Annotated in this window: 20 protein-coding genes; 5 read left to right on the top strand and 15 right to left on the bottom strand. The window is 72.2% G+C overall.

The window, feature by feature from the left end:
* Positions 1 to 9: 9 nt before the first annotated feature.
* The 6 genes from ACQB60_RS12745 to ACQB60_RS12720 all read right to left on the bottom strand — a co-directional run bounded on the left by ACQB60_RS12745 (position 10) and on the right by ACQB60_RS12720 (position 5,502).
* Positions 10 to 861, bottom strand: coding sequence for an EamA family transporter (locus tag ACQB60_RS12745; RefSeq protein ID WP_496926025.1), 852 nt, complete (start codon positions 859 to 861; stop codon positions 10 to 12).
* Positions 858 to 1,391, bottom strand: coding sequence for a YbaK/EbsC family protein (locus tag ACQB60_RS12740; protein WP_496926024.1), 534 nt, complete (start codon positions 1,389 to 1,391; stop codon positions 858 to 860). The genes ACQB60_RS12745 and ACQB60_RS12740 overlap by 4 nt, the downstream gene beginning before the upstream one ends.
* Positions 1,392 to 1,608: 217 nt before the next feature.
* On the bottom strand, positions 1,609 to 2,784 hold the full coding sequence (locus ACQB60_RS12735; protein WP_496926023.1) for a serine hydrolase domain-containing protein: 1,176 nt from the start codon (positions 2,782 to 2,784) through the stop codon (positions 1,609 to 1,611).
* A 35-nt stretch (positions 2,785 to 2,819) separates the two neighbouring features.
* On the bottom strand, positions 2,820 to 3,602 hold the full coding sequence (locus ACQB60_RS12730) for an energy-coupling factor ABC transporter ATP-binding protein (protein ID WP_496926022.1): 783 nt from the start codon (positions 3,600 to 3,602) through the stop codon (positions 2,820 to 2,822).
* Positions 3,590 to 4,351 (bottom strand): cobalt ECF transporter T component CbiQ, encoded by a 762-nt coding sequence (gene cbiQ, locus ACQB60_RS12725; RefSeq protein ID WP_496926021.1) that lies wholly within the window; start codon positions 4,349 to 4,351, stop codon positions 3,590 to 3,592. Before cbiQ ends, ACQB60_RS12730 begins: the two co-directional genes overlap by 13 nt.
* A complete protein-coding gene (locus ACQB60_RS12720; RefSeq protein ID WP_496926020.1) occupies positions 4,351 to 5,502 on the bottom strand; it encodes an energy-coupling factor ABC transporter permease in 1,152 nt (383 codons plus the stop codon). The genes cbiQ and ACQB60_RS12720 overlap by 1 nt, the downstream gene beginning before the upstream one ends.
* A 168-nt stretch (positions 5,503 to 5,670) precedes the next feature.
* Here ACQB60_RS12720 and ACQB60_RS12715 point away from each other — a divergent pair, with 168 nt between their 5' ends.
* The gene (locus tag ACQB60_RS12715) at positions 5,671 to 6,015 is read left to right on the top strand and encodes an SsgA family sporulation/cell division regulator (protein ID WP_496926019.1); all 345 of its coding nucleotides are present in this window, start codon (positions 5,671 to 5,673) and stop codon (positions 6,013 to 6,015) included.
* Between the two features lies 1 nt (position 6,016).
* Here the strand turns inward: ACQB60_RS12715 and ACQB60_RS12710 are convergent, their stop codons facing one another.
* Both ACQB60_RS12710 and ACQB60_RS12705 read right to left on the bottom strand, forming a co-directional pair.
* Entirely contained in the window at positions 6,017 to 8,275 is a 2,259-nt protein-coding gene (locus ACQB60_RS12710) for an MMPL family transporter (RefSeq protein ID WP_496926018.1), read from the bottom strand.
* Between the two features lie 138 nt (positions 8,276 to 8,413).
* Positions 8,414 to 9,001 (bottom strand): TetR/AcrR family transcriptional regulator, encoded by a 588-nt coding sequence (locus tag ACQB60_RS12705; protein ID WP_496926017.1) that lies wholly within the window; start codon positions 8,999 to 9,001, stop codon positions 8,414 to 8,416.
* 136 nt (positions 9,002 to 9,137) lie between these two features.
* Here ACQB60_RS12705 and ACQB60_RS12700 point away from each other — a divergent pair, with 136 nt between their 5' ends.
* On the top strand, positions 9,138 to 12,452 hold the full coding sequence (locus tag ACQB60_RS12700; protein ID WP_496926016.1) for a S41 family peptidase: 3,315 nt from the start codon (positions 9,138 to 9,140) through the stop codon (positions 12,450 to 12,452).
* Positions 12,453 to 12,574: 122 nt separating this feature from the next.
* Positions 12,575 to 12,793 (top strand): hypothetical protein, encoded by a 219-nt coding sequence (locus tag ACQB60_RS12695; protein WP_496926015.1) that lies wholly within the window; start codon positions 12,575 to 12,577, stop codon positions 12,791 to 12,793.
* Between the two features lie 73 nt (positions 12,794 to 12,866).
* Here ACQB60_RS12695 and ACQB60_RS12690 read toward each other — a convergent pair whose 3' ends face one another.
* Genes ACQB60_RS12690 through ACQB60_RS12680 form a run of 3 tightly spaced genes read right to left on the bottom strand, consistent with a single transcriptional unit; the run spans position 12,867 to position 16,308 of the window.
* Complete coding sequence (locus tag ACQB60_RS12690; RefSeq protein WP_496926014.1) at positions 12,867 to 13,745, bottom strand: SDR family oxidoreductase; 879 nt, start codon at positions 13,743 to 13,745, stop codon at positions 12,867 to 12,869.
* Positions 13,742 to 14,695, bottom strand: coding sequence for an alpha/beta fold hydrolase (locus tag ACQB60_RS12685; protein ID WP_496926013.1), 954 nt, complete (start codon positions 14,693 to 14,695; stop codon positions 13,742 to 13,744). The genes ACQB60_RS12690 and ACQB60_RS12685 overlap by 4 nt, the downstream gene beginning before the upstream one ends.
* Entirely contained in the window at positions 14,692 to 16,308 is a 1,617-nt protein-coding gene (locus ACQB60_RS12680) for a flavin-containing monooxygenase (RefSeq protein ID WP_496926012.1), read from the bottom strand. Before ACQB60_RS12680 ends, ACQB60_RS12685 begins: the two co-directional genes overlap by 4 nt.
* 210 nt (positions 16,309 to 16,518) lie before the next feature.
* Here ACQB60_RS12680 and ACQB60_RS12675 point away from each other — a divergent pair, with 210 nt between their 5' ends.
* Positions 16,519 to 17,157 (top strand): MerR family transcriptional regulator, encoded by a 639-nt coding sequence (locus ACQB60_RS12675; RefSeq protein ID WP_496926176.1) that lies wholly within the window; start codon positions 16,519 to 16,521, stop codon positions 17,155 to 17,157.
* On the opposite strand, the gene ACQB60_RS12670 is transcribed toward ACQB60_RS12675, so the two are convergent.
* Together ACQB60_RS12670 and ACQB60_RS12665 are read right to left on the bottom strand one after the other, a co-directional pair.
* Positions 17,132 to 18,328, bottom strand: a complete 1,197-nt coding sequence (locus ACQB60_RS12670) for a DUF6528 family protein (RefSeq protein WP_496926011.1) — start codon at positions 18,326 to 18,328, stop codon at positions 17,132 to 17,134. The two genes, ACQB60_RS12675 and ACQB60_RS12670, sit on opposite strands and share 26 nt — an antisense overlap.
* Before the next feature lie 65 nt (positions 18,329 to 18,393).
* Positions 18,394 to 19,185, bottom strand: coding sequence for an exodeoxyribonuclease III (locus ACQB60_RS12665; protein ID WP_496926010.1), 792 nt, complete (start codon positions 19,183 to 19,185; stop codon positions 18,394 to 18,396).
* An 82-nt stretch (positions 19,186 to 19,267) separates the two neighbouring features.
* Here ACQB60_RS12665 and ACQB60_RS12660 point away from each other — a divergent pair, with 82 nt between their 5' ends.
* The gene (locus ACQB60_RS12660; protein ID WP_496926009.1) at positions 19,268 to 19,759 is read left to right on the top strand and encodes a GNAT family N-acetyltransferase; all 492 of its coding nucleotides are present in this window, start codon (positions 19,268 to 19,270) and stop codon (positions 19,757 to 19,759) included.
* A 430-nt stretch (positions 19,760 to 20,189) separates the two neighbouring features.
* Here ACQB60_RS12660 and ACQB60_RS12655 read toward each other — a convergent pair whose 3' ends face one another.
* Both ACQB60_RS12655 and ACQB60_RS12650 read right to left on the bottom strand, forming a co-directional pair.
* Positions 20,190 to 21,410 (bottom strand): ATP-binding protein, encoded by a 1,221-nt coding sequence (locus tag ACQB60_RS12655; protein ID WP_496926008.1) that lies wholly within the window; start codon positions 21,408 to 21,410, stop codon positions 20,190 to 20,192.
* 7 nt (positions 21,411 to 21,417) lie between these two features.
* Positions 21,418 to 21,837 carry a hypothetical protein gene (locus tag ACQB60_RS12650; protein ID WP_496926007.1) on the bottom strand — a complete coding sequence of 140 codons (420 nt, stop codon included), beginning with the start codon at positions 21,835 to 21,837 and terminating at the stop codon, positions 21,418 to 21,420.
* Positions 21,838 to 21,908: the final 71 nt, after the last annotated feature.

The raw sequence follows: 21,908 nt of genomic DNA, 5'->3' as shown, positions 1-21,908 counted from the left end.
CCGGCGCGCTCAGCCCGCGTGCAGCATCAGCCCGATGCCCGCCACCATCACGCCCGCCGCGACCAGGCGGGGCGCGCCGAACTTCTCCTTGAAGAACAGCGCCCCGATCGCCGCCCCCACGATGATCGACGACTCCCGCAGCGCCGAGATGGGCGCGAGGTCGGCGCGGGTCTGGGCCCACAGGACCAGCCCGTACGCGGCGACGGACAGGGCCGCGCCGAACAGCCCGAGGCCCGCCAACGGCCGCAGCCGGGGCCAGAGTTCACCGCGCCAGCGGTTGGCCGCGTACACGGGGATGGCGATGCCCTCCAGGATCATCAGCCACGCGATGTACCCCATCGAGGAGCCGGACGCCCGCACCCCGAGCCCGTCCACGACGGTGTATCCGGCGATGGCGACGCCCGTCGCGAGCGCCGCTCCGATCGCCGCCCAGTCCGGGCGCCGGCCCGAGCCCCGGATCCCCCACAGCGCGAGGCCCGTGAGGCCCACCGAGCAGACCACGACCCCGGCGGCCTGCCAGCCGTCCGGGACCTCGCCCACGAACACGGCCGCGAGCAGTGTCACCACGAGCGGGGCGCTGCCGCGCGCGATCGGATACGCCTGCCCGAAGTCGCCGAGCTTGAACGACCGCATGAGCAGGACCATGTAGGCCACGTGCAGGACGGCCGAGAGCAGCAGATACGGCCAGGCCCCGGCCGCCGGGAACGGCACGAACGGCGAGAGGAGCAGCCCGATGAGGGCGCCCCCGCCGGATATGAGGGTGAAGACGACGAGCTTGTCGGTGATGTGGTGCGCGATCGCGTTCCAGCTGGCGTGGGTGACGGCGGCGAGCAGGACGGCCGCCGCGACCAGCGGGGTCACTGACCGGTTCCGGCGGCCTCGCGCACGTCCACGAGCGTGCCGCCCGCGTGGGCGATGAGCGACTTCGGGTCCAGCGGGAACACCGCGTACGGGGTTCCGGCGGCCGCCCACACCACGTCGTGGCCGAGCAGCGAGCGGTCCGCGAGCACCCGCGTCCTGGTGGCGTGCCCGAAGGGCGGCACCCCGCCGATGGCATAGCCGGTGGTCTCCCGTACGACATCGGCCTTGGCCCGGGTGACCTTCGCGGCACCCAGCTCCCTGCGGACGAGCTCCAGGTCGACGCGGGAGGCCCCGTCCATCAGGACGAGCACCGGCACGCTGTCGGCCGCGAAGATCAACGACTTGCAGATCTGGCTGAGTTCACAGCCGATCGCGGCGGCGGCCTCGGCGGCGGTACGGGTCTGCTCGGGGAACCGGACGGCCTGCCCGACGAGCTCGTCCAGACCGAGCTCGCGGAGGGCGGCGGCGAAGCGGGGGTGGGCGGCGGTGTCGTCTTCGGCGGGAGCAGCGGGAGTATCGGTATCGCTCATGGTCGGCACGCTAGCGGTCCGTGTAGCAGCCACGCGACCAGGTATCACGCCTGGGCCTTTCAGCCCGTCCGGGAGCCTTTCAGCCCGTCCGGCGTTCGAGAACGAGGCGCGAAGCGCCGATCGGGGGCGAGGGGCGAAGCCCCATGAGCGGTGCCCCAGGGCGACGGAGTCGCGGATTCGGGAAGGGGCGGGGCTGGGGAAAGAGGCGCCGCAGGCATCACAGCGCAGCCCTCACCGCCCGCACCAGCCCCTGCGCCCGAGGATCCGCCGTAACCCCCTTGCGCATCCCATTCGTGACGTACCCGAACCCCACCCCCGCCTCCGGATCCGCGAACCCGAGCGCCCCACCCCGCCCCGGGTGCCCGAAGGACCCGGGCCCGAGCAGCGGCGACGCACCCCCGTGCAGCATGTAGCCCAGCCCGAAGCGGGTGTTGACGACGAGCACACGGTCCGGCCCCGCCGAAGCCTCGCCCCGCGCAAGCTCCACCGTCCCGGGCGTGAACAGCCGCTCCGCACCGCCGACTTCGCCGATGAGCCCGGCGTAGAAGCGGGCGAGCCCCTCAGCGGTGGCGATGCCGTTCGAGGCGGGCAGCGCGGCCGCTCGGTACGCGGGGTCGTTCTCGTCCGGGAGCGGGTCGATCGCCCCGAAGGCGCGCCGGGTCAGCGAGCCCGGATCCGCGTACGCCTCGGCGACGTTCCGCTTCGGCCGGGTCCGCGGGCCGCCGGGCCCGGCCTCCGGCGCGGCGAGCGGCCCGACGCGCCCCGCGCGCGCGGCGGCCCCCGGCGGCAGCCCCACCCACAGGTCCGCCCCGAGCGGCCCGGTCACCTCGGCCGCGAGCCAGTCCCCGATGGCCTGCCCGGTCACCCGGCGCACCAGCTCGCCGGTGAGCCAGCTGTACGTCTGCGCGTGGTAGCCGTGGTCGGTGCCGGGCTCCCAGAAGGGGGCCTGGGCGGCGACCACGGCGGCCGCCAGGTCGGGGTCGAGCGCCTCGGAGGGGGTCAGCGGGCGGTCGAGCGCGGGCACTCCGGCCCGGTGCGCGAGCAGGTCCCGCACCCGGACCTTCTCCTTGCCCGCCGCCTTGAACTCCGGCCAGTACGAGCCCACGGGCGCGTCCAGGTCGAGCCGGCCGCGCTGATGGAGCAGGAGGAGGGCCGCCGCGGCCACGCCCTTCGTCGCCGAGCGCACGATCTGCGCGGTGCCGGGCAGCCACGGGGAGTCCCCGGCCGCCGCGTCGACGTCCCGGGCCCCGCCCCACAGGTCCACGACCTTGCGCCCGTCGCGGTACACGGTCACGGCGGCGCCCCGCTCACCGAGCTCGGCGAAGTTGCGTACGAAGGCGTCGCGGACCGGCTCGAACCCGGCGGCGACCGTCCCGTTTACCTCAGCGTCCATGACAAGGCCAACACTCGTACGCGACCGAGGATTCCCTACCGTCCCACCGTCACCGACTTCGGATCGAAGCCGAAGGGCAGCTCCAGTCGATGGGCGCTCATCAGGTCCCCGTCAGCGAGCAGATCACCGGTCGCACCATCGGCCGCGATCACACCGTCGTTGAGGATCAGCGAGCGCGGGCAGAGCTCCAGGGCGTACGGCAGGTCGTGCGTGACCATGAGGACGGTGACGTCCAACGACCGCAGGATGTCGGCGAGTTCGCGGCGCGAGGCCGGGTCGAGGTTGGAGGAGGGCTCGTCCAGGACGAGGATCTCCGGCTCCATGGCGAGGACGGTCGCGACGGCGACGCGGCGGCGCTGGCCGAAGGAGAGGTGGTGCGGCGGGCGGTCCGCGAATTCCTCCATGCCGACGAGCCCGAGCGCCTTCATGACCCGGGCCTCCAGCTCCGGCCCGCGCATCCCCGCCGCGGCCGGGCCGAAGGCCACGTCCTCGCGCACGGTCGGCATGAACAGCTGGTCGTCCGGGTCCTGGAAGACGATGCCGACCCGGCGCCTGATCTCCGCCATGTGCTGCTTGCCGACGGGCAGCCCGGCCACGGTCACGGTGCCCGCGCCACCGGTCAGGATGCCATTGAGGTGCAGCACGAGGGTGGTCTTGCCCGCGCCGTTCGGCCCGAGCAGCGCCACGCGCTCGCCGCGCCCGATCGTGAAGTCCACGCCGAACAGGGCCTGGTGGCCGTCGGGGTAGGCGAAGGCGAGGCCCGCCACTTCCAGTGAGGGTGCCGAGGTCTCTGAGGTCGCTGAGGTCACAGGGTCCATCCCAAAAGGCAGACGACGAGCGCGGTCACGGGGAGGGCGAAGGCGTACGACCACTGCGCGCGCGACGCGGTCACCTCGTCGATGACCGGCATCGAACCGGTGTAGCCCCGGCTCACCATGGCCAGGTGCACCCGCTCCCCCCTCTCGTACGAGCGGATGAAGAGGGCGCCCGCCGACTTCGCGAGGACGCCCCAGTGGCGCAGGCCGCGCGCCTCGAAGCCGCGCGACTCCCGCGCGATCTTCATGCGCCGCATCTCGTCGGTGATCACGTCCCCGTACCGGATCATGAACGAGGCGATCTGCACGAGCAGCGGCGGAAGCCTCAACCGCTGGAGCCCGAGCAGGAGTTCCCGCAGCTCGGTGGTGGAGGCGAGGAGCACGGACGCGGCGACGCCGAGGGTGCCCTTGGCGAGCACGTTCCAGGCGCCCCACAGGCCGTTGACGCTGAGGGACATCCCGAGGACGTCCACCCGCTCGCCCTGCGCGACGAAGGGCATGAGCACCGCGAAGGCCACGAACGGGACCTCGATGAGCAGCCGCTTCAGCAGGAAGCCCGCCGGGACGCGGGCCGCGTGGGCGACGCCGCCGAGCAGCACCGCGTACAGGCCGAAGGCCCACATCGCCTCGCGCGGCGTGGAGACCACGACGACCACGAAGCAGAAGACCGCCGCGAGCTTGGTGTGCGGGGGCAGCGCGTGCACCGGCGAGTGGCCGTGCCGGTAGAGCCGGTGGGCGTGACCCGCGCCCATCAGAGTGAGGGGGTGCGGCCCGAAGGGCCTCGGTTGAGGGCGGTGGTGGGAGACGGGAGGGCCTGCTCGGGTACGGAAGTGGGCGTGGACTCCGAGGAGGACGTGCGGCGGCGGCGCAGCACCCAGAAGACCCCGGTGCCCGCGACGGCGGTGACGCCGACGCCGATCACGCCCGCGAGGCCGCCGGAGAGGCGGCTGTCGGCGATGTCCTTGACCCCGTAGTCGGCGAGCGGCGAGTCGGAGGAGGCGTGCTCCTTGGCCTTCTTGTCGATCCCCTTGTCGTGGGCGACCTTCTCCAGGCCGTCGGGGTCGGCGGAGGCGTAGAAGCTGACGAAGCCCGCGAGGACGAGGGAGGTGACGAGGCCGATGACCCAGACCTTGCGCCGGGACCGGGCGGCGGCGGGCGACGGGGCGGCGGCGGGGGCGTCCACCAGCTCGCCGCCCACGCGGAGCTTGAGCGGGGTGGTCAGGCCGCGGGCGCCGTGCACCAGGTCGGGGCGGACGGCGATGACGGCGCCGACGGTGAGGGCGGTGATCGCGGCCTCGCCGATGCCGATGAGGACGTGCACGCCGATCATGGCGGTGGCGACCTTGCCGATGGAGACGTCCGTGGTGCCGCCGAGGGCGTAGATCAGGGTGAAGGCGACGGCCGCGGCCGGCACCGAGAGCAGCGAGGCGACGAAGGCGGAGACGGTGACCGAGCGGCGGCCCCGGGGCAGCACCTTCACCAGGCCGCGGAAGACGAGGTAGGCGACGACGGTGGTGACCACCGCCATGTCCGTGATGTTCACGCCGAGCGCGGTGAGCCCGCCGTCCGCGAACAGGACGCCCTGCAGGAGCAGGACCACGGAGACGCAGAGCACCCCGGTATAGGGACCGACGAGTATCGCCGCGAGGGCGCCTCCCAGCAGGTGTCCGCTGGTTCCGGCCGCGACGGGGAAGTTGAGCATCTGCACGGCGAAGATGAAGGCGGCGACGAGACCTGCGAGCGGCGCGGTCCTCTCTCCCCCGAGCTCTCGGCTGCGCTCGAGCAGGGAGGTGCCTCCCTGCTCCTTGCGGGCCCCGCGCAGGCTGACGGCGACCGCTCCCGCGGCGACGACTCCGCAGGCAGCCGAGACGGGAGCGTTGATGAATCCGTCGGGGACATGCATGGGCGGACTCCAGGCAGGGGACTCGACCGGTCGTGAACCGTTCAATAGTAGTGCCCTGTTGCGAACGGCTTGCAAGAGCGGCCAGGTCACGATTACGCCTGAGCCTTATTTCTCCCCATATGGGACATTTGTGGTCAGGAGTCAACAGGTGTGGCGTGAGGAGCCTCGATGTCCGCAGTAGAGCAGTACGCCCGCGCCCACCTCGTCACGGACTCCGAGGCCGGACACCGCACGATCCCCGTCGCCCTCCGCTACGACCCGGAGGCCGACCCGCGCTCCGTGCGGATCGGCCTCCCCGGCTCCCACGAGTGGACCTTCGCCCGCGACCTCCTGGAACGCGGCCTGCGCGCCCCGGCCACCAGCGGCAACATCCATGTCTGGCCCTGTGGGCGGGTCCAGGCGGTGGTGGAGTTCCACACCGCGAAGGGAGTGACGGTCGTGCAGTTCGACAGCTCGGCGCTGATCCGCTTCCTGCGCCGCACGTACACGGCCGCCACTCCGGTCACTCACTGAGTCACGCGCGTACGAGCTCCCGGTCGACGTCCGGGTCGGGGTCCGAGCCCGGGTCCGCGTCCTTGGCCGCGTCCCGCAGCCCCTCGCCCTCCACGTCCACGTTCGGCAGCGCCCGGTCCAGCCACTTCGGCAGCCACCACGCCCGCTTGCCGAGCAGCGCGAGCACCGCGGGGACGATCGCCATGCGCACCACGAACGCGTCGAAGAACACCGCGATCGCGAGCCCGAAGCCGATCATCTTGACCATCTGCTCGCTGGAGCCGATGAAGCCCGCGAACACCGCGATCATGATGACCGCCGCGGCCGTGACCACGCGGGCGCCGTGGTGGAAGCCCGTCACGATCGCCTGCCCGGGGCGTTCGCCGTGGACGTACGCCTCCCGCATGCGGGTCACGAGGAAGACCTCGTAGTCCATCGCGAGGCCGAAGACCACGCCCACCATGAAGATCGGCATCATCGACATGATCGGGCCGGTCTGCTCGACGCCGAAGAGCGAGCCGAGCCAGCCCCACTGGAAGACCGCGACGACCGCGCCCAGGGCCGCGAGGACCGAGAGCAGGAAGCCGACCGCCGCCTTGAGCGGGACCAGGATCGAGCGGAAGACGACGATCAGGAGCAGGAACGCGAGGCCCACCACCAGCGCCAGATACGGCAGCAGGGCATCGTTGAGCTTCTGCGAGACGTCGATGTTCATGGCCGTCGTGCCGGTGACCATCGTGGACGCGCCCGTGTCGGCCTTCAGCCCGGCGTTCGCGTCGCGGATCGCGTGGACCAGGTTCTCGGTCCCGGTGCTGCTCGGCTTGGAGGAGGGCACGACGGAGAGGACCGCCGTGTCGCCCGCCTTGTTCAGCATCGGCGGGCTGACCGAGAGCACGTCGTCGAGCCCGGAGATCTTCTTCGAGATCGTCGCGGCCGCGGCCTTCGGGTCGTCGGCGCCCTTGAGGTCGGAGACCACCATCAGCGGGCCGTTGAAGCCGGGCCCGAAGCCGTCCGCGATCAGGTCGTACGCCTTGCGCTGCGTCGTGGACGTCGGCTGCGCGCCGTCGTCGGGCAGGCCCAGCTCCAGCTGGGCGACCGGGATCGCCGCCGCGCCGAGGCCGAGCACGCCGAGCAGCAGCACCGCGACCGGGCGGCGCACCACGAAGCGGGCCCAGCGGGTGCCCATGTTGGACTTCGGCTCACCGGCGGCCTCGGAGGCCCCGGCCGCCCCGGACTTCTTCCCTCCGCCGAACAGCCTGCTCTTTTTGCCCGCGGGCAGGACCCGCCTGCCCGCGTAGCCGAGCAGCGCCGGGATGAGGGTGAGGGCGATGAGGACCGCGATGGCGACCGTGCCCGCCGCCGCGAAGCCCATCTTGCTGAGCATCGGGATGTTCACGACCGCGAGGCCGACCAGGGCGATGACGACCGTCAGACCGGCGAAGACCACGGCCGAGCCCGCGGTGCCCACCGCACGGCCCGCCGCCTCCTCGCGATCGCGCCCCTCGGCGAGTTCGCCCCGGAAGCGGGAGACGATGAAGAGCGCGTAGTCGATGCCGACCGCGAGGCCGATCATCATCGCGAGCGTCGACGTGGTGGTGCCCAGGTCGAGGACGTTGGCCAGCGCGGTGATCGTCGAGACGCCGATGCCGACGCCGATGAGCGCCGTCAGGAGCGGCAGCCCCGCCGCGATCAGCGAGCCGAAGGTGATGATCAGGACGACGGCCGCGACCGCGATGCCGATGACCTCCGTGGCCCCGGTCTCCGGCATGGCCTGCAGCGCGTCGCCGCCGACCTCCACCGTGAGCCCGGACTCCTTCGCCCGGTCGACCGTCTTCTCCAGGGCGTCCCGGTCGTCGTCGGTCAGCTCCATCGAGGTGACCTTGTACGAGACCGCCGAGTACGCCGTCGAGCCGTCCTTGCTGACGGTCTTCGCCCGGAACGGGTCGGGCGCCGAAGCCACCTGGTCCGAGCCGGACTTGATGGCGCCGAGGGTCTTCTCGATCTGCTTCTTGTGGGCCGGGTCGGAGACCTTCTGCCCGTCGGGCGCCTTGAAGACGACGCGGGCGCCGGCCCCGTCGGCGCTGGTCTCGGGGGCGCGCTGCTCCAGCAGGTCGAAGGCTTTCTGCGCCTCCGTACCCGGTATGGAGAAGGAACTGGAGGCGGCGGTGGGCGCGGACGCGGCGCCGACTCCGGCGGCCACGAGCAGCGCCACCCAGATCAGGGCGACGAAGTGGCGTCGCCGGAAGGCGAGTTTGCCGAGTTTGTAGAGGAACGTGGCCACGAGGGCGTACTCCCGGTCAGGTCGTGGGGTTCAGCGGGGCAGGGGGTATCGGCCCGACGACGTAAGCGGGTGCCTCCCGTGCCCTTAAGGCAATGGGGGAGGCTCGCGTCAGGTGAACTGGCTGGTGAGGAGGGCGAGTTACGCGCTGAGGGCGGGGAGGACCACAGCGTCGATGTACGAGGCGAGGTACGCCTGGGTCGGCGGCTGCTCGTCGATGAGCGTGCGGGTGGCGAACGCGCCGATCAGCATGTGGATCACATAGCCGAGCGCCGGGTTGCCGGCCCGGATCTCACCCCGGTCCACCGCCCGCTGCAACATCCGGTCGAGACCGGACAGTTCGGGCTCGACGATCCACTCCTTGAAGGCGGCGAGCAGATCCTGGTTCGCGTGCACCGCGACCATCAGGCCGCGCATCAGCGCACTGTTCTGCTCCATGTGACAGTCGTCGTCGCGCAGCACCATCGCGTGCAGATCGCCGCGCAGCGAGCCGGTGTCGATCTCGTCGAACGCCGGCTTCTGGCTCCGCAGCGCCTTCACGACCAGCTCGGCCTTGCCGCCCCACTGGCGGTAGAGCGTCGCCTTGCTGGCCCGGGTGCGGGTGGCGACGGCGTCCATCGTCAGGGCGTCGTAGCCGACCTCGCGGAGCAGGTCGAGCACGGCCTCGTACAGCTCGGCCTCGCGCTCGGGCGTGATCCGGCTGCGGCGCGCCGTTGCTTCCGCCACCATGATCGCCCCTCCCATCGGGGAACCTCTCCGTCTCGTACGTGACGAACATACCCCTCCGGCTATCGAAACGAAACCGTTTCGTACGTGGGCTGCGCCACAAGTTGCCGGGGCCCCGCCACCGGAAAAGCATGAGGAGGTGACCGACGCGCGCGAAGACTCCACGGATGCCCCTGCCTACCTCCGCTTCCCGCACCTCAGCGGCGACCGCCTCTGTTTCGCCGCCGAGGACGACCTGTGGGTGGCGCCCCTGACGTCCCCATCGGACGCGGCCGCCCCGGCAGGCCGGGCCTGGCGGATCACCGTCGACCGCACCAAGGTCGGCCACCCGCGCTTCTCGCCGGACGGCCGCCACATCGCGTTCACGACGTGGCGCAGCCTGGACCCGGAGATCCACCTCGCCCCCGTCGAGGGCGGCCCCGCGCGCCGGCTCACCTACTGGGGCTCCACGGACACGAGGGTCTGCGGCTGGACACCCCCCGACAAGGACGGCCGGGCCGACATCCTCGCCGTCTCCTCGCACGGCCAGCCCTTCTCGTACTTCTGCTGGGCCTACAGCGTCCCCACCGACGGCTCCCCCGGCGGCAAGCTCCCCTGGGGCCCCGTCTACGACATCGCGGTCAGCGACGCGCTCGCCGACGCCGGCTCCGAGGGCACCGACCGCAAGACCCTGCTGCTCACCGGCAAGCCGCCGCACGAGCCGGCCGCCTGGAAGCGGTACCGGGGCGGCGCCATGGGCCGGCTGTGGCTGCACGGCGAGCAGCTGCTCCCGGACCTCGACGGGCACCTGGACTCCCCCATGTTCGTCGGCGAGCGCATCGCGTTCCTCTCCGACCACGAGGGCGTCGGCAATCTGTACTCCTGCCTGCCGGACGGCTCCGACCTGCGCCGCCACACCGACCACGACGCCTTCTACGCCCGGCACGCCAGCAGCGACGGCTCCCGCGTCGTCTACCAGTGCGGCGGCGAGATCTGGCTGGTCGACGACCTCTCCGCGGACTCGGCGCCGCGCCGCCTCGACGTACGCCTGGGCGGTCCGCGCGCCGGGCGGCGGGTCTACCAGGTCCCGGCGGCCCAGCACGTCGACTCGCTCTCGGTGGACGCGACCGGCCGGGCCAGCGCCGTCGTGGTGCGCGGCAGCCTGTACTGGCTCACGCACCGGGACGGCCCCGCGCGCACCATCGTGGACACCCCCGGCGTCCGCGTCCGCCTCCCGGAGATGCTCGGCACCGGCGGCCAGGTCGCCTATGTGACGGACGCCGAGGGCGAGGACGCCATCGAGATCTCGTATCTGCCCCGGGCCAGCGGCGACCGCGAGCCGCGCAGGCTGGCGCAGGGCGAGCTCGGCCGGGTCCAGGAACTGGTGGCGGACCGCGAGGGCGAACGCCTCGCGGTCGCCTCGAACGACGGGCGCCTCCTCCTCATCGACGCCACCGAGGACTCCAACGGCGAGGTCACCGAGCTGATCCGCTCCATCAACGGGCCGGTCCGCGACCTCGCCTTCTCGCCCAACGGCCACTGGCTGGCCTGGTCCCACCCGGGCGTGGGCCGCTCGCTGCGCCAGATCAAGCTGGCCCGCATCCAGGACCGGACGATCGTCGACGTCACCAACGGCCGCTTCGAGGACGAGAACCCGGTCTTCACGCGCGACGGCCGCTATCTCGCCTTCCTCTCCTGGCGCGGCTTCGACCCGGTCTACGACGTGCACACCGGCGACCTCTCCTTCCCCCTGGGCTGCCGCCCGTACCTCGTCCCCCTCTCCTCTGCGACCCCCTCCCCCTTCGCCCTCCTGCCCGACGGGCGCCCGGCCGCGGGCGGGCTCGACCCCGGCGACGGCGGCCCCGCCGAGGGCACCGCGACCGTGGAGGTGGAGGGCCTGGAGTCCCGGGTCACCCCCTTCCCCGTCTCCGCGTCCAAGTACTCCGCGCTCCACCCGGTCAGCGGCGGCGGCCTGGTCTGGCTGCGCTGGCCGATCTCCGGCGCGCTCGGCGAGACCTTCGCCAACCCGTCCGACACCTCGGGCCGCCCCACCCTCGAGTACTTCGACATCACCAAGGGGAAGAAGTCCGAACTCGTCGACCACCTCGACTGGTTCGGCCTCAGCGGCGACGGCAGCCGCCTCGTCGTGGTGGACGAGGGCGACCTGCGCGCAGTCCCCTCGACGGAGTCCGGCGACGGCGACACGACGGTCTGGATCGATCTGCGCCGCATCCTGCACGAGGTCGACCCGCCCGCCGAGTGGCGCCAGGCGTACGAGGAGGCGGGCCGCATCATCCGGTCCTACTACTGGGACCCGAAGATGTGCGGCATCGACTGGGACGGGGTGCTCGCCCAGTACCGCCCGCTCGTCGAACGCGTCGCCTCCCCCGACGAGTTCGCGGACCTGCTCCGCGAGGTCCTCGGCGAACTGGGCACCTCGCACGCGTACGTGACGGCGGCCCGCCGCAACGAGGGCCCGCCGCACTACCAGCGCGCGATGGGCCTGCTGGGCGCCAACCTGGTGTGCAGGGACGGCAGTTGGCTGGTGAAGCGGATCCTGCCGGGCGACTCGTCCGACTCCAAGGCCCGCTCCCCGCTGGCGGGCGCGGGCATCCGCGAGGGCGCGGTGCTCACGCACGTCGACGGCCGCCCGGTGGACCCGGTGACGGGCCCCTACCCGCTCCTCTCGGCGGCCGGGGGCACCACGGTCGAGCTGACCTTCCAGCCCGCGGAGGGCGAGGGCCGCGCCCGCCGCGTCGCGATCGTCCCCCTCGTCAACGAGCGCCCCCTGCGCTACCAGGACTGGGTGGCCAAGCGCCGCGAGGTGGTCCGCGAACTGAGCGGCGGCAAGTGCGGCTATCTGCACATCCCCGACATGGGCGGCTCGGGCTGGGCCCAGTTCAACAGGGACCTGCGCCTGGAGGTGTCCCGCCCGGCCCTCATCGTCGACGTGCGCGGCAACGCGGGCGGCCACATCAGCGAGCTGGTCATCGAGAAGCTCACCCGCACGATCCTCGGCTGGGACCTCACGCGCAACGCCCAGCCGGTCTCGTACGCCTCAAATGCCCCTCGCGGCCCGGTGGTTGCCCTCGCGGACGAGGCGACCTCGTCCGACGGCGACATGATCACGGCGGCCTTCAAGCTCCTGCCCATCGGCCCGGTCGTGGGCCAGCGCACCTGGGGCGGCGTGGTGGGCATGACGGGACGGCACGCGCTGGGCGACGGCACGGTCATCACGGTCCCCATGAACGCGGGCTGGTTCGACGCGTACGGCTGGGGCGTGGAGAACCACGGCGTCGAGCCCGACCTGGAGGTCCTGCGCACGCCGCTGGACTGGGCGGAGGGGCGGCACGCCCAGCTCGACGACGCGGTCCGGATGGCGCTCGACCTGCTCGCCGAGCACCCGGCGGCGACGCCCCCCGGCTACGGGAGCGCCCCCGACCGCCGCCGCCCCCAGCTCCCGCCACGCCCCTGACCAGCGACGCGTAACCCTCTGTATCCGCCCGAACTCTGGGTAGTTGATCGAAATGCGAGGTATGTCGGGCCGTGTCAGTCTGGTCGAGGCCCACCCAACCTCACCCTCTAGGAGTGAACCGCATGGGCATCAAGGACCAGTTCAACGACAAGGCCGACCAGCTCCGCGACAAGGCTTCGCAGGCCATGGGCGGCGCGAAGGACGAGGCGAGCGAACGCGCCTCGCAGGCGCGGGACGAGGCCGGCGAGCGTGCCTCGCAGGCCCAGGACCAGGCGCCGGACTCGGCCCAGCGGGCGGCGCAGGAGGCTCAGGACAAGTTCGACCAGGACTACGACGCCTGACGCTGCGCTGTGCCGCACGGGAGAGGGGCACCCGGGTTACCCGGGTGCCCCTCTCCTCGTCGCCCGGGAAGCCTCAACTCCCGCCGCGCACCGACTCGTCGGCGGACCCACCGGCCCCCACAAGGCCGGTGGACACACTCCCCAGCCGCGGCTCGAACCTCCGCATCTCCCGCTGCCCGACAGTGGCGATGATCCCCGGCAAGTACCCCCGCATGCCCTGCATGCCGCGCAGCCACCACTGCGCGTACACATGCGCCGACCGCCGCTCGATCCCCGCCACGATCCGGTCCACCGCGGGGCCCAGCGGATACGTCTTGTTGGACGGCCACGGCAGCCGCTGCCGCAACTCCCGCATCACGTCGTCCTGGTCGGCACCCCGCACCATGTCCGTGTCGGTCCACGACAGATACCCGACGCCGACCCGCACCCCCTTGTAGCCGACCTCGGCACGCAGCGAGTGCGCGTACGCCTCGACGCCCGACTTCGACGCGCAGTACGCGGTCATCATCGGCGCCGGGGTGATCGCGGCGAGCGAGGCGATCTGCAGCAGATACCCCCGCGACTCCATCAGCACCGGCAGGAACGCCCGCGCGGTCACGGCGGACCCGATCAGGTTCACCTCGATGACGCGCCGCCACGCGACCGGGTCGGACTCCACGAACGGACCGCCGTTGGCCACACCGGCGTTGGCGACGACGATGTCGACCTTCCCGAACCGCTCCTTGACCTCCTGCGCGACCCCCGCCATCGCCACGTGGTCGGTCACGTCGGCGTGCCAGTAGTCGCTGTCGGTGTGCAGCCGCGCCGCGACCTGCTTCAGCTCGTCCGGCTCCAGGCCGACCAGGGCGACCTTCGCGCCCCGCGCCGACAGCTTGCGGGCGAGGAGTTCGCCGACCCCGCGTGCGGCCCCCGTGACGACCGCGACCTGACCTTCAAGGCTGACCTTGCTCATGCGCCCTCCTTCACGTGCTGCGCGTGCCGTACGCGCACATAGGTGTCGACGAGTTCGGCGATCTGCTCCGTGACCGCTTCGGGCGCCTCGATCGGCGTCATGTGGCCGAGGCCCGCGAGCTCGGTGAGGCCCAGGCAGTTCGGCAGCAGCTGGACGAGGCGCCGCGCGTGCACGACGGGAGTCATCCGGTCCTCGCTGCCGACCACCACGGCCGCCGGCACCGTCAACTGCGTGACCTCCGCGTCGAGTTCGAGCTCGTCGAGGACGTGCGACCAGCCGTACCGCACCCGTCGCGGACAGGCGTGCACGATCCGCGCGCACGCCTCGACCTTGTCGGGGGCCGAACCGGGGCCCATCGTCGCGTACTTGAGGATCCGCCTGGCGAGCGGCGTCACGGGCCCGAGCGGCGCCCGCGACCCGAGCACCGACCGGGTGACCCGCGTCCGCAGCCGCCCGGACCGCAGCGGCACCACGCGGGACTCCGCGACGAGGCGCGCGCTGCCCGTGCTGCACAGCAGGACCGCCGCCGCGTGCTCCTGGAACACCGGCCGCCGCGCCGCCGCCATGATCGTCATGCCGCCCATGGAGTGCCCGGCGACCACGGCCTGCTCGCCCGGCTCGAGCGTCGCCGCGAGCACCGCCTCCAGGTCGTCGGCGAGCGTCCGCACGCTGTACGCGGAGGGGCCGAGCGGCGCGGCGCTGCGGCCGTGCCCCCGCTGGTCGTACGTGATCACACGGTGCCCGGCGGCGAGCGCCCGCACCTGCGCCGCCCAGAACGCGGTCGAGCAGGTCCATCCGTGCGCGAGGACGACGGCGGGGGCGGCCGGATCGTCGACGGGTCCGTGCACCTCGACGTGGATGCGGGCGGCGTCGGCCGAGACCGCGGTCACCTCCCGCACGGGGACGGGCGGCGCGTACGGCCCGCTGGTCACATGCATCAGCCTGCTCATGCCCCGGCCTCCACCTTCTTGCTCGCGCTCTTGGCCTTACGGGACGGGGTGGACTCCTTCGCCGGGGCGGACTCCTCGGCCGGGGCGGACTCCTCGGCCGGGGCGGACTCCTTGGCCGGGGCGTCGGCCACCGGCTTCTTCGCGGCCCTGATCACCTCGTACTCCGCGAGGTCGACCCGGCGCACCGCACCCCGGAACTCCGTGGTGGTGCCCGGCCACAGCGTTGTGTTGACGCCGCTCTCGTCCAGGTACCAGCTGTTGCAGCCGCCCGTGTTCCACACGGTGCGCTCCATGCGCTGCTGCACCCGGTCGTTCCAGGCGGTCACGGCGCCGGGCCGCGGATCGAGGGCCGTCCTGCCCCCGAGGACGTCCAACTGCCGCATGTAGTCGGCGAGATAGTTCAGCTGGGCCTCGATCATCAGGATCATCGAGGAGTTGCCGAGACCGGTGTTGGGGCCGATGATCGTCATGAAGTTGGGGAACCCGGCGGCCGTCGCGCCGCGCAGCGCCTTCATCCCTTCCTTCCAGTCCGCCATCAGCGTGTGCCCGGCGGCGCCCACGACGCGCTCCGCGATCGGCATGTCGGTGACGTGGAACCCCGTACCGAAGATGATCGCGTCGACCTCGGCCTCGCTGCCGTCGGTCGCGACGACGGTGGAGCCCCGCACCTCGGCGAGCCCGCTCGCGACGACGTCCACATTCGGCTGGGCAAGGGCCGGGTAGTAGGTATTGGACAGGAGTATCCGCTTGCAGCCGATGCGGTAGTCCGGCGTCAGCTTGTCCCGCAGGACCGGGTCCTTCACGGCGCGCGCCATGTTCCGCTTGGCCAGCTGCTCGACCAGACCCAGCTCGTCGGGCCGCTTGGTGAACGCCTGGACCTGCAACTCCCGTATGCCCCACAGGAGTCCGCGCCGCGCCTTGGTGGTGAACGGCAGCTGCCGGTGCAGCCAGCGCTCGGGCCCGGTGATGGGCCGGTCCACGCGCGGCAGCACCCACGGCGGGGTGCGCTGGAAGAGGGTGAGCCGGCCGACCTCGCGCTGGATGGACGGCACGATCTGAATGGCGGAGGCCCCGGTGCCGACCATGGCGACGCGCTTGCCGCGCAGGTCGTAGTCGTGGTCCCAGCGCGCGGAGTGGAAGACCTTGCCGGGGAAGGCGTCGAGCCCCGGGATCTCCGGCAGCTTGGGGTCGGAGAGCGGCCCGGTGGCGGACACGACGACGTCCGCGTGGAGGGTCTCGCCGCTGCCCGTCTCCACCTCCCACCACAGGTTCCCGGTGTCCCAACGCAGCTGCGTCACCTCGGTGTTCAGCCGGATGTGCGGGCGCAGCCGGAAGGTGTCGGCGACGTGCTCCAGGTACTCCTGGATGTGCTCCTGGCCGGAGAAGGTGCGCGGCCAGTCGGGGTTGGGCGCGAAGGAGAAGGAGTAGAGGTGCGAGGGGACGTCACAGGCGCAGCCGGGGTAGCTGTTGTCGCGCCAGGTGCCGCCGACGGCCCCGGCCCGCTCCAGGACGACGAAGTCGGTGATGCCCTCGCGGCGCAGCCGGACCGCTGCCCCGAGCCCGCCGAATCCGGACCCGATCACCGCCACCCGCACGTGTTCAGTCTCGGCCATGCCGCCGCCTCCCGAAGTACCCACGACTCTGCCAGTAACCACTGGCGCAATTGGGAGGGTAGAGCAGCCTCGTACTCATGGGTAGGGGTCGGGAAGGGGAAAGTTACCGGCGGTACAACATAGGCTTCCCACGTGGCAGACCAAGGGGCGGACCGGAGCGCGGACACCGGGAACGGGACCGGGAGCGGGACCGGCATCCGCGAGTACCGCATGGAGGAGCTGGCCAGGGAGGCCGGCATCACGGTGCGCACCGTGCGCTTCTACCGCGAGCGCGGCCTCATCCCGCCACCCCGCCGCGAGGGCCGCATCGCCTGGTACGACGAGCACCACCTGGCCCGCCTGCGCACCATCGCCGCCCTCCTGGAGCGCGGCCACACCCTGACCGGCATCGCCTCCCTGACCGAGGCGTTCGAGAACGGCCGCGACGTCGGCGAACTCCTCGGCATGGGCGCGCCCAGCGAGGAGACCCCGGTCCGCCTCACCCCCGAGGAGCTCGCGGACCACTTCGCGGGCGAGGTCACCCCGGAGAACCTCGCGGCGGCGCTCGACCTCGGCTATCTCGGCACCGACGGCGACGAGATCGTGCACATCAGCCGGCGCCTCCTGGAGGCGTCGGCCACCCTCGTCCGCAAGGGAGTTCCGCTCTCTGCGGTCCTGGAGGCGGGACAGCGGGTGCGCGAACACGCCGACGTACTGGCGGAGTTGTTCCTGACGATGCTGGACAGCCACCTGCCCGAGACGGCGTCCGAGGACATGGACAAGCTCCGCCCCCTCGCGAAGAGCGTGGTGGAGGCGGAGCTGTCGATGGCCCTGGACCGCAGGCTCAGCGACCGAGAACGCGGGGCGTGACCCAGCGGGCCTTGTAGAAGTCGTACGGCTTCCCGTCGTACTTCGGCGTGCGCGCGGCCCCCTCCGGCAGGTGGAACGTGGCCACGCGGGACAGCTGATCAGTCCCCCCGACCGTCACGTTGCGCAGCACCCGCCCGGTGCCCGGCGCGGAGCTCAGGGATTTGACGCCCCGCGCGTTGACCTTGTCGACGCCGGGGTACGGCCGCCGCTGGTCACCCGGCTTCACCTTCGGCCCGAAGAACTCCCGCCCGCCAACGTCGTACTGGAACACGAAGCTGCCCGTGACCACCCACAGCCGGTCCGGGTTGCCCTGCACGGGCATCAGGTCGTGCCCCGCGGGCCAGGGCGTGCTGACACTGAGCGCCCCGTCCTTCACGAGTGCGGGACGCCCCGGGGCCGACCGGTCGATGCGGTAGGCGGCCAGCTCCGTGTTGCCGAGCGCCCACAGCCGCTTGCGCCGGCTGTCCCAGTGCACCCCGTGCGCGGACTTCAGCGTCACGCACCGGGCCTTCGTCCCTCCACGGGGAAAGAGGCAGACGTTCCTGCCTCCCGGAGCGTTCCCCCGGTCATCGCCCGGTGAGGCGACCGCCACCTCGCGGCTGGGCAGCAGTTCGATGCTGTGCGGGTGATAGGCCGCGGCCAGCCTCGCTCCCCAGACCCGCTTGCCGGTCCCGTACTTGACCACGCCCAGGAAGCCCCGCCCCGACACGGTGGCCACCCAGGTCTCGGAGCCGACCTGGTAGGTCTTCGCCTCGTTCGGCCCGTTCGGCCAGGTGCGCTTGGGGTCCAGGTCGCCGTATCCCGCGACCTTGCGCGGATCGAAGGTCCAGGCGACACCCGCCGGGTTGCGCTTCGGGTCCCAGACCCGCTGCCCCGGCTTGAAGGCGACGAGGGCCGCCCGCTCCCTCCCCCCGGCCCTCGATCCGGTGATGATGACGCCTCCGGGCACCGCGGCTTCCTGCGCACCCTCCGCATCCCGCGCGCCCTCCGCGTCCCGCGCACCCTCCGCGTCCCGCGCGACGACCCCGTCCCCCGCACCACCGCTCTTCCCGCCACCGCCCTTCCCGGCACCACTCTCCGCCTCGCCCCCGCACCCGGCGGCAAGCAGCCCACCCAGCACGAGCCCCGCGGCCGCCACGCGCGCACGCCGCATCCCCGTCAACGCCGACATCAACTACCCCCGTACACAAGCCAGTTACCCGGAGGTCACCCGGGCCTCGGACACGGGGCACGATGTCACATCTCGTAAACCACCGTCACCGGCGCGTGATCCGACCACCGTTCCGCATGGCTCGCCGCCCGCTCCACGAACCCCTTGACCGCGCGCTCCGCGAGCCCGGGCGTCGCCACGTGGTAGTCGATGCGCCAGCCCGTGTCGTTGTCGAAGGCGCGCCCCCGGTACGACCACCAGGAATAGGGCCCCTCGACATCCGGATGCAGCCCCCGCACCACGTCCACGTACTCCTCGAAGACCTCCCCCAGCCAGGCCCGCTCCTCCGGCAGGAACCCGGCGTTCTTCTTGTTCCCCTTCCAGTTCTTGAGGTCCGCCTCCTGGTGCGCGATATTCCAATCCCCGCACACCACGACCTCACGGCCGTCGGCGGCGGCCTTGGCCTTCAACTCCCGCAAGTAGACGAGGAATTCGGCCATGAACCGCTCCTTCTCGTCCTGCCGCTCGGTGCCGACCTCCCCCGAGGGCAGATACAGGCTGGCGACGGTCACGCCGGGCAGATCGACCTCCGCATACCGCCCGCTCCCGTCGAACTCCTCGGACCCGAAGCCGATCCGCACCCGCTCCGGCTCCCGGCGCGTGTAGAGCGAGACCCCCGCGCGCCCCTTGGCCGCGGCCGGGGCGTGCACGACGTGCCACCCCTTCGGCTCCCGCACGTCCGCGGGCAGCTGCTGCGGCTCGGCCCGCACCTCCTGCAGGCAGACGACGTCGGCGGCGGTCTCAACGAGCCACTCGACGAACCCCTTCTTGGCGGCGGCACGCAGCCCGTTCACATTCACGCTGGTCACTGTGAGCATCAGGGCACGATACCGGCACACTGGAACAGCCCCACGCGGCCCGCACCACCCTCTCCCCACGCACGGAAATACGATGCACGACATGACCACCCCCTCCGTATCCCTGCGCACCGCCTCCTTCGGCGACCCCGACGCGATCACCCTGAACGACCGCGTCCAGCTGGAGTACGCGGAGCGCTACGGCGACGAGGGCGACGCCACCCCCCTCGACCCGATGATGTTCGTGCCCCCGCGCGGCCTGTACCTCATCGCGTACGACGGCCGGGGCACCCCCGTCGCGACGGGCGGCTGGCGCACCCAGGACGAGAACGACGAGGGCTACTCGGACGGCGACGCCGAGATCAAGCGCATGTACGTCACCCCGGAGGCCCGCGGCCTCGGCCTGGCCCGCCGCATCCTCGCGGCGCTGGAAGAGGACGCGCGCGCGGCGGGCCGCACCCGCATGGTCCTCGAAACAGGCACCAAGCAGCCGGAGGCCATAGCCCTCTACACCTCCACGGGCTACACCCCCTGCCCCAAATTCGGCCTCTACCGCCACGAACCCCTGAGCCGCTGCTACGCCAAGCCCCTCTAACCCCACCCAGGCGAGCCACGTGGCCACCCCCGCCATGAGCAGCCACCCCGGTTGCGGGCAGCCGCCCCGGTTGCGGGCAGCCGCCCCCGTGACAGGCAGCCGCCCCCGTGACGGGGAGCCGCCCCCGTTACAGGCAGGCGACCCCATGACAGGCAGCCGCCCCGGTTGCGGGCAGCCGCCCCGGTTGCGGGCAGCCGCCCCCGTGACGGGCAGCCGCCCCCGTGACGGACGGGCGTCCCCGTGACAGGCAGCCGCCCCCGTTGTGGGCAGGCGTTCCGCACGGCGGAACGGGTGGGCACAACGCCACGACGGCGAGCACCCTGAACAGCAACGGCAACACCCCAGAGCCCAAGAGCCCAAAAGCCAAGAACCCAAGATCCCAAGAGTCCAGGGAGCACCCCGACAACAGCCCCCAGGCCGGGACGGGCCCTCACTCCCCCACAACAGCCCCCCGAAGATCAACCTCCACCAGCGCACCGGACTCATTGGCGAACCGAACCCCCGCCCCCAGGACCCGCGCCTGCCCCTGCACAATCGTCAGCCCGAGCCCCAGCCCCACCCCCCGCTCCCCACCCCCGGTGCGAAACCGCTGCGGCCCCCCGGACAACAGCGCCTCCGGAAACCCGCTCCCACAGTCCCGCACCCGCACCACACCCCCGTCGACCTCCACGGACACCGGCGCCCGCCCATGCCGCAGCGCGTTGCTGACGAGGTTCGCCACGATCCGCTCCACCCGCCGCGGATCCGTCTCCACCCGCACGTCCCGCACCACCCGCACAGTGACCCCTTCCGGCACCCCCTCCGCCTCGCCGGCCACCCCCGCCACCGACCGCCGCACCAGCGACCCGAGCTCACACACCTCGGTCCGCACCTCCTGCGTGGCCGTGTCGAGGCGGGCCACCTCGATGACGTCGTCCACCAGCTCGCTCAGCCGCCGGACCGACCCCCGTACGAGCTCCTCGGCCCGCCCCTCCCGCAACAGCCCCGAAGCCGTGACCATCCCCGCCACCGGCGTACGCAGCTCATGCGCGATGTTCGCCGTGACCTCCCGCTCCGCCTGCAGCCGCCCGGCGAGCGCATCGGCCATCGTGTTCACCGCAGCCGCCAGCTGGGTGATCTCGTCCTTGCCGCGCAGCGGCAGGCGGGCCGTCAGATCCCCCTCCGCGATCCGCTGCGCCGCCCCCGCCTTCACCTTGAGCCGCCGCCCGAGCCGCGTCGCCACGACGAGCCCGGCCACACACGCGAGCCCCGTCCCGAAACCGCCGGCGAGCCACAGCACCCGGTCCAGATCCCGCACGGTCTCGGCCTCCCGCTGATACGGCCGCTTCAGCGCCACGACCTCCTTGCCGTACTTACTGGCGGCCCAGATCTGCGGCACCTTCGGCCCGCGGTCGAGATAGACCCCCCATTTGCCCTGCCGCACCGCCTCGGCCAGCGGCTTCGGCAGATCCGGCGGATCGATGAGCGTGCGATCACCATCCACACCGGCCGCATGGTCCTGCACCGCCGTCTGCAGCCGGTCCCCGATCTGACTGCGCGCACTCGCGTACTGCGCCTCGACCGTCCGGTGGTGCACCAGGAGCCCCATCACCACGGAGACCACAGCCGCGGTCCCCGCGATGGCGAGCCCGATCTTCGTACGGAGTCCCATGGCGCGCTCAGAACTCCGGGACGAGCAGCCGGATGCCCTGGAGCTGCACATTGACGGCGCTCGGCGGCAGCTCCTCCGGGTTCTTCGCCTCGACGGTCGCCCGCCGGTAGTACGCCACCCGCTCCTGCTGCTCCAGACCGCTGAGCGTCAGCGTCGCGTCGTACGGATTCTTGGCACACCCCGGAATGCACCAGCTCCCGCTGAGCTTCCCCGTCGCCCGCGCGGTCGGCCCGCCCCAGTCCTTCCAGCTCAGCCCGGACATGGACACGGCCTCGGTGAGCCCCACGACGAGCGGCCGCTGCAACGGCTGCCCCATGGCATCGGCCACATAGACGGGCCCGCTGACCTTCGACGGCCGCAGCGCGGCCCCCTCGACCTTCAGCCCGCCCGGCTCCGCACAGCCCCCCACCAGAGGAACGGCGAGCACGGCTCCACACACGACGGCGGCACTTCTCTTGAACGGACCAGGGCACTGCATGCACTAAATGTATCTATACG

The organism is Streptomyces odontotermitis (genome assembly GCF_050510915.1).
Taxonomy (GTDB): Bacteria; Actinomycetota; Actinomycetes; order Streptomycetales; family Streptomycetaceae; genus Streptomyces.
The sequence above is the reverse complement of the archived record's forward strand: the minus strand, read 5'-3'. Positions and strand labels throughout refer to the sequence as shown.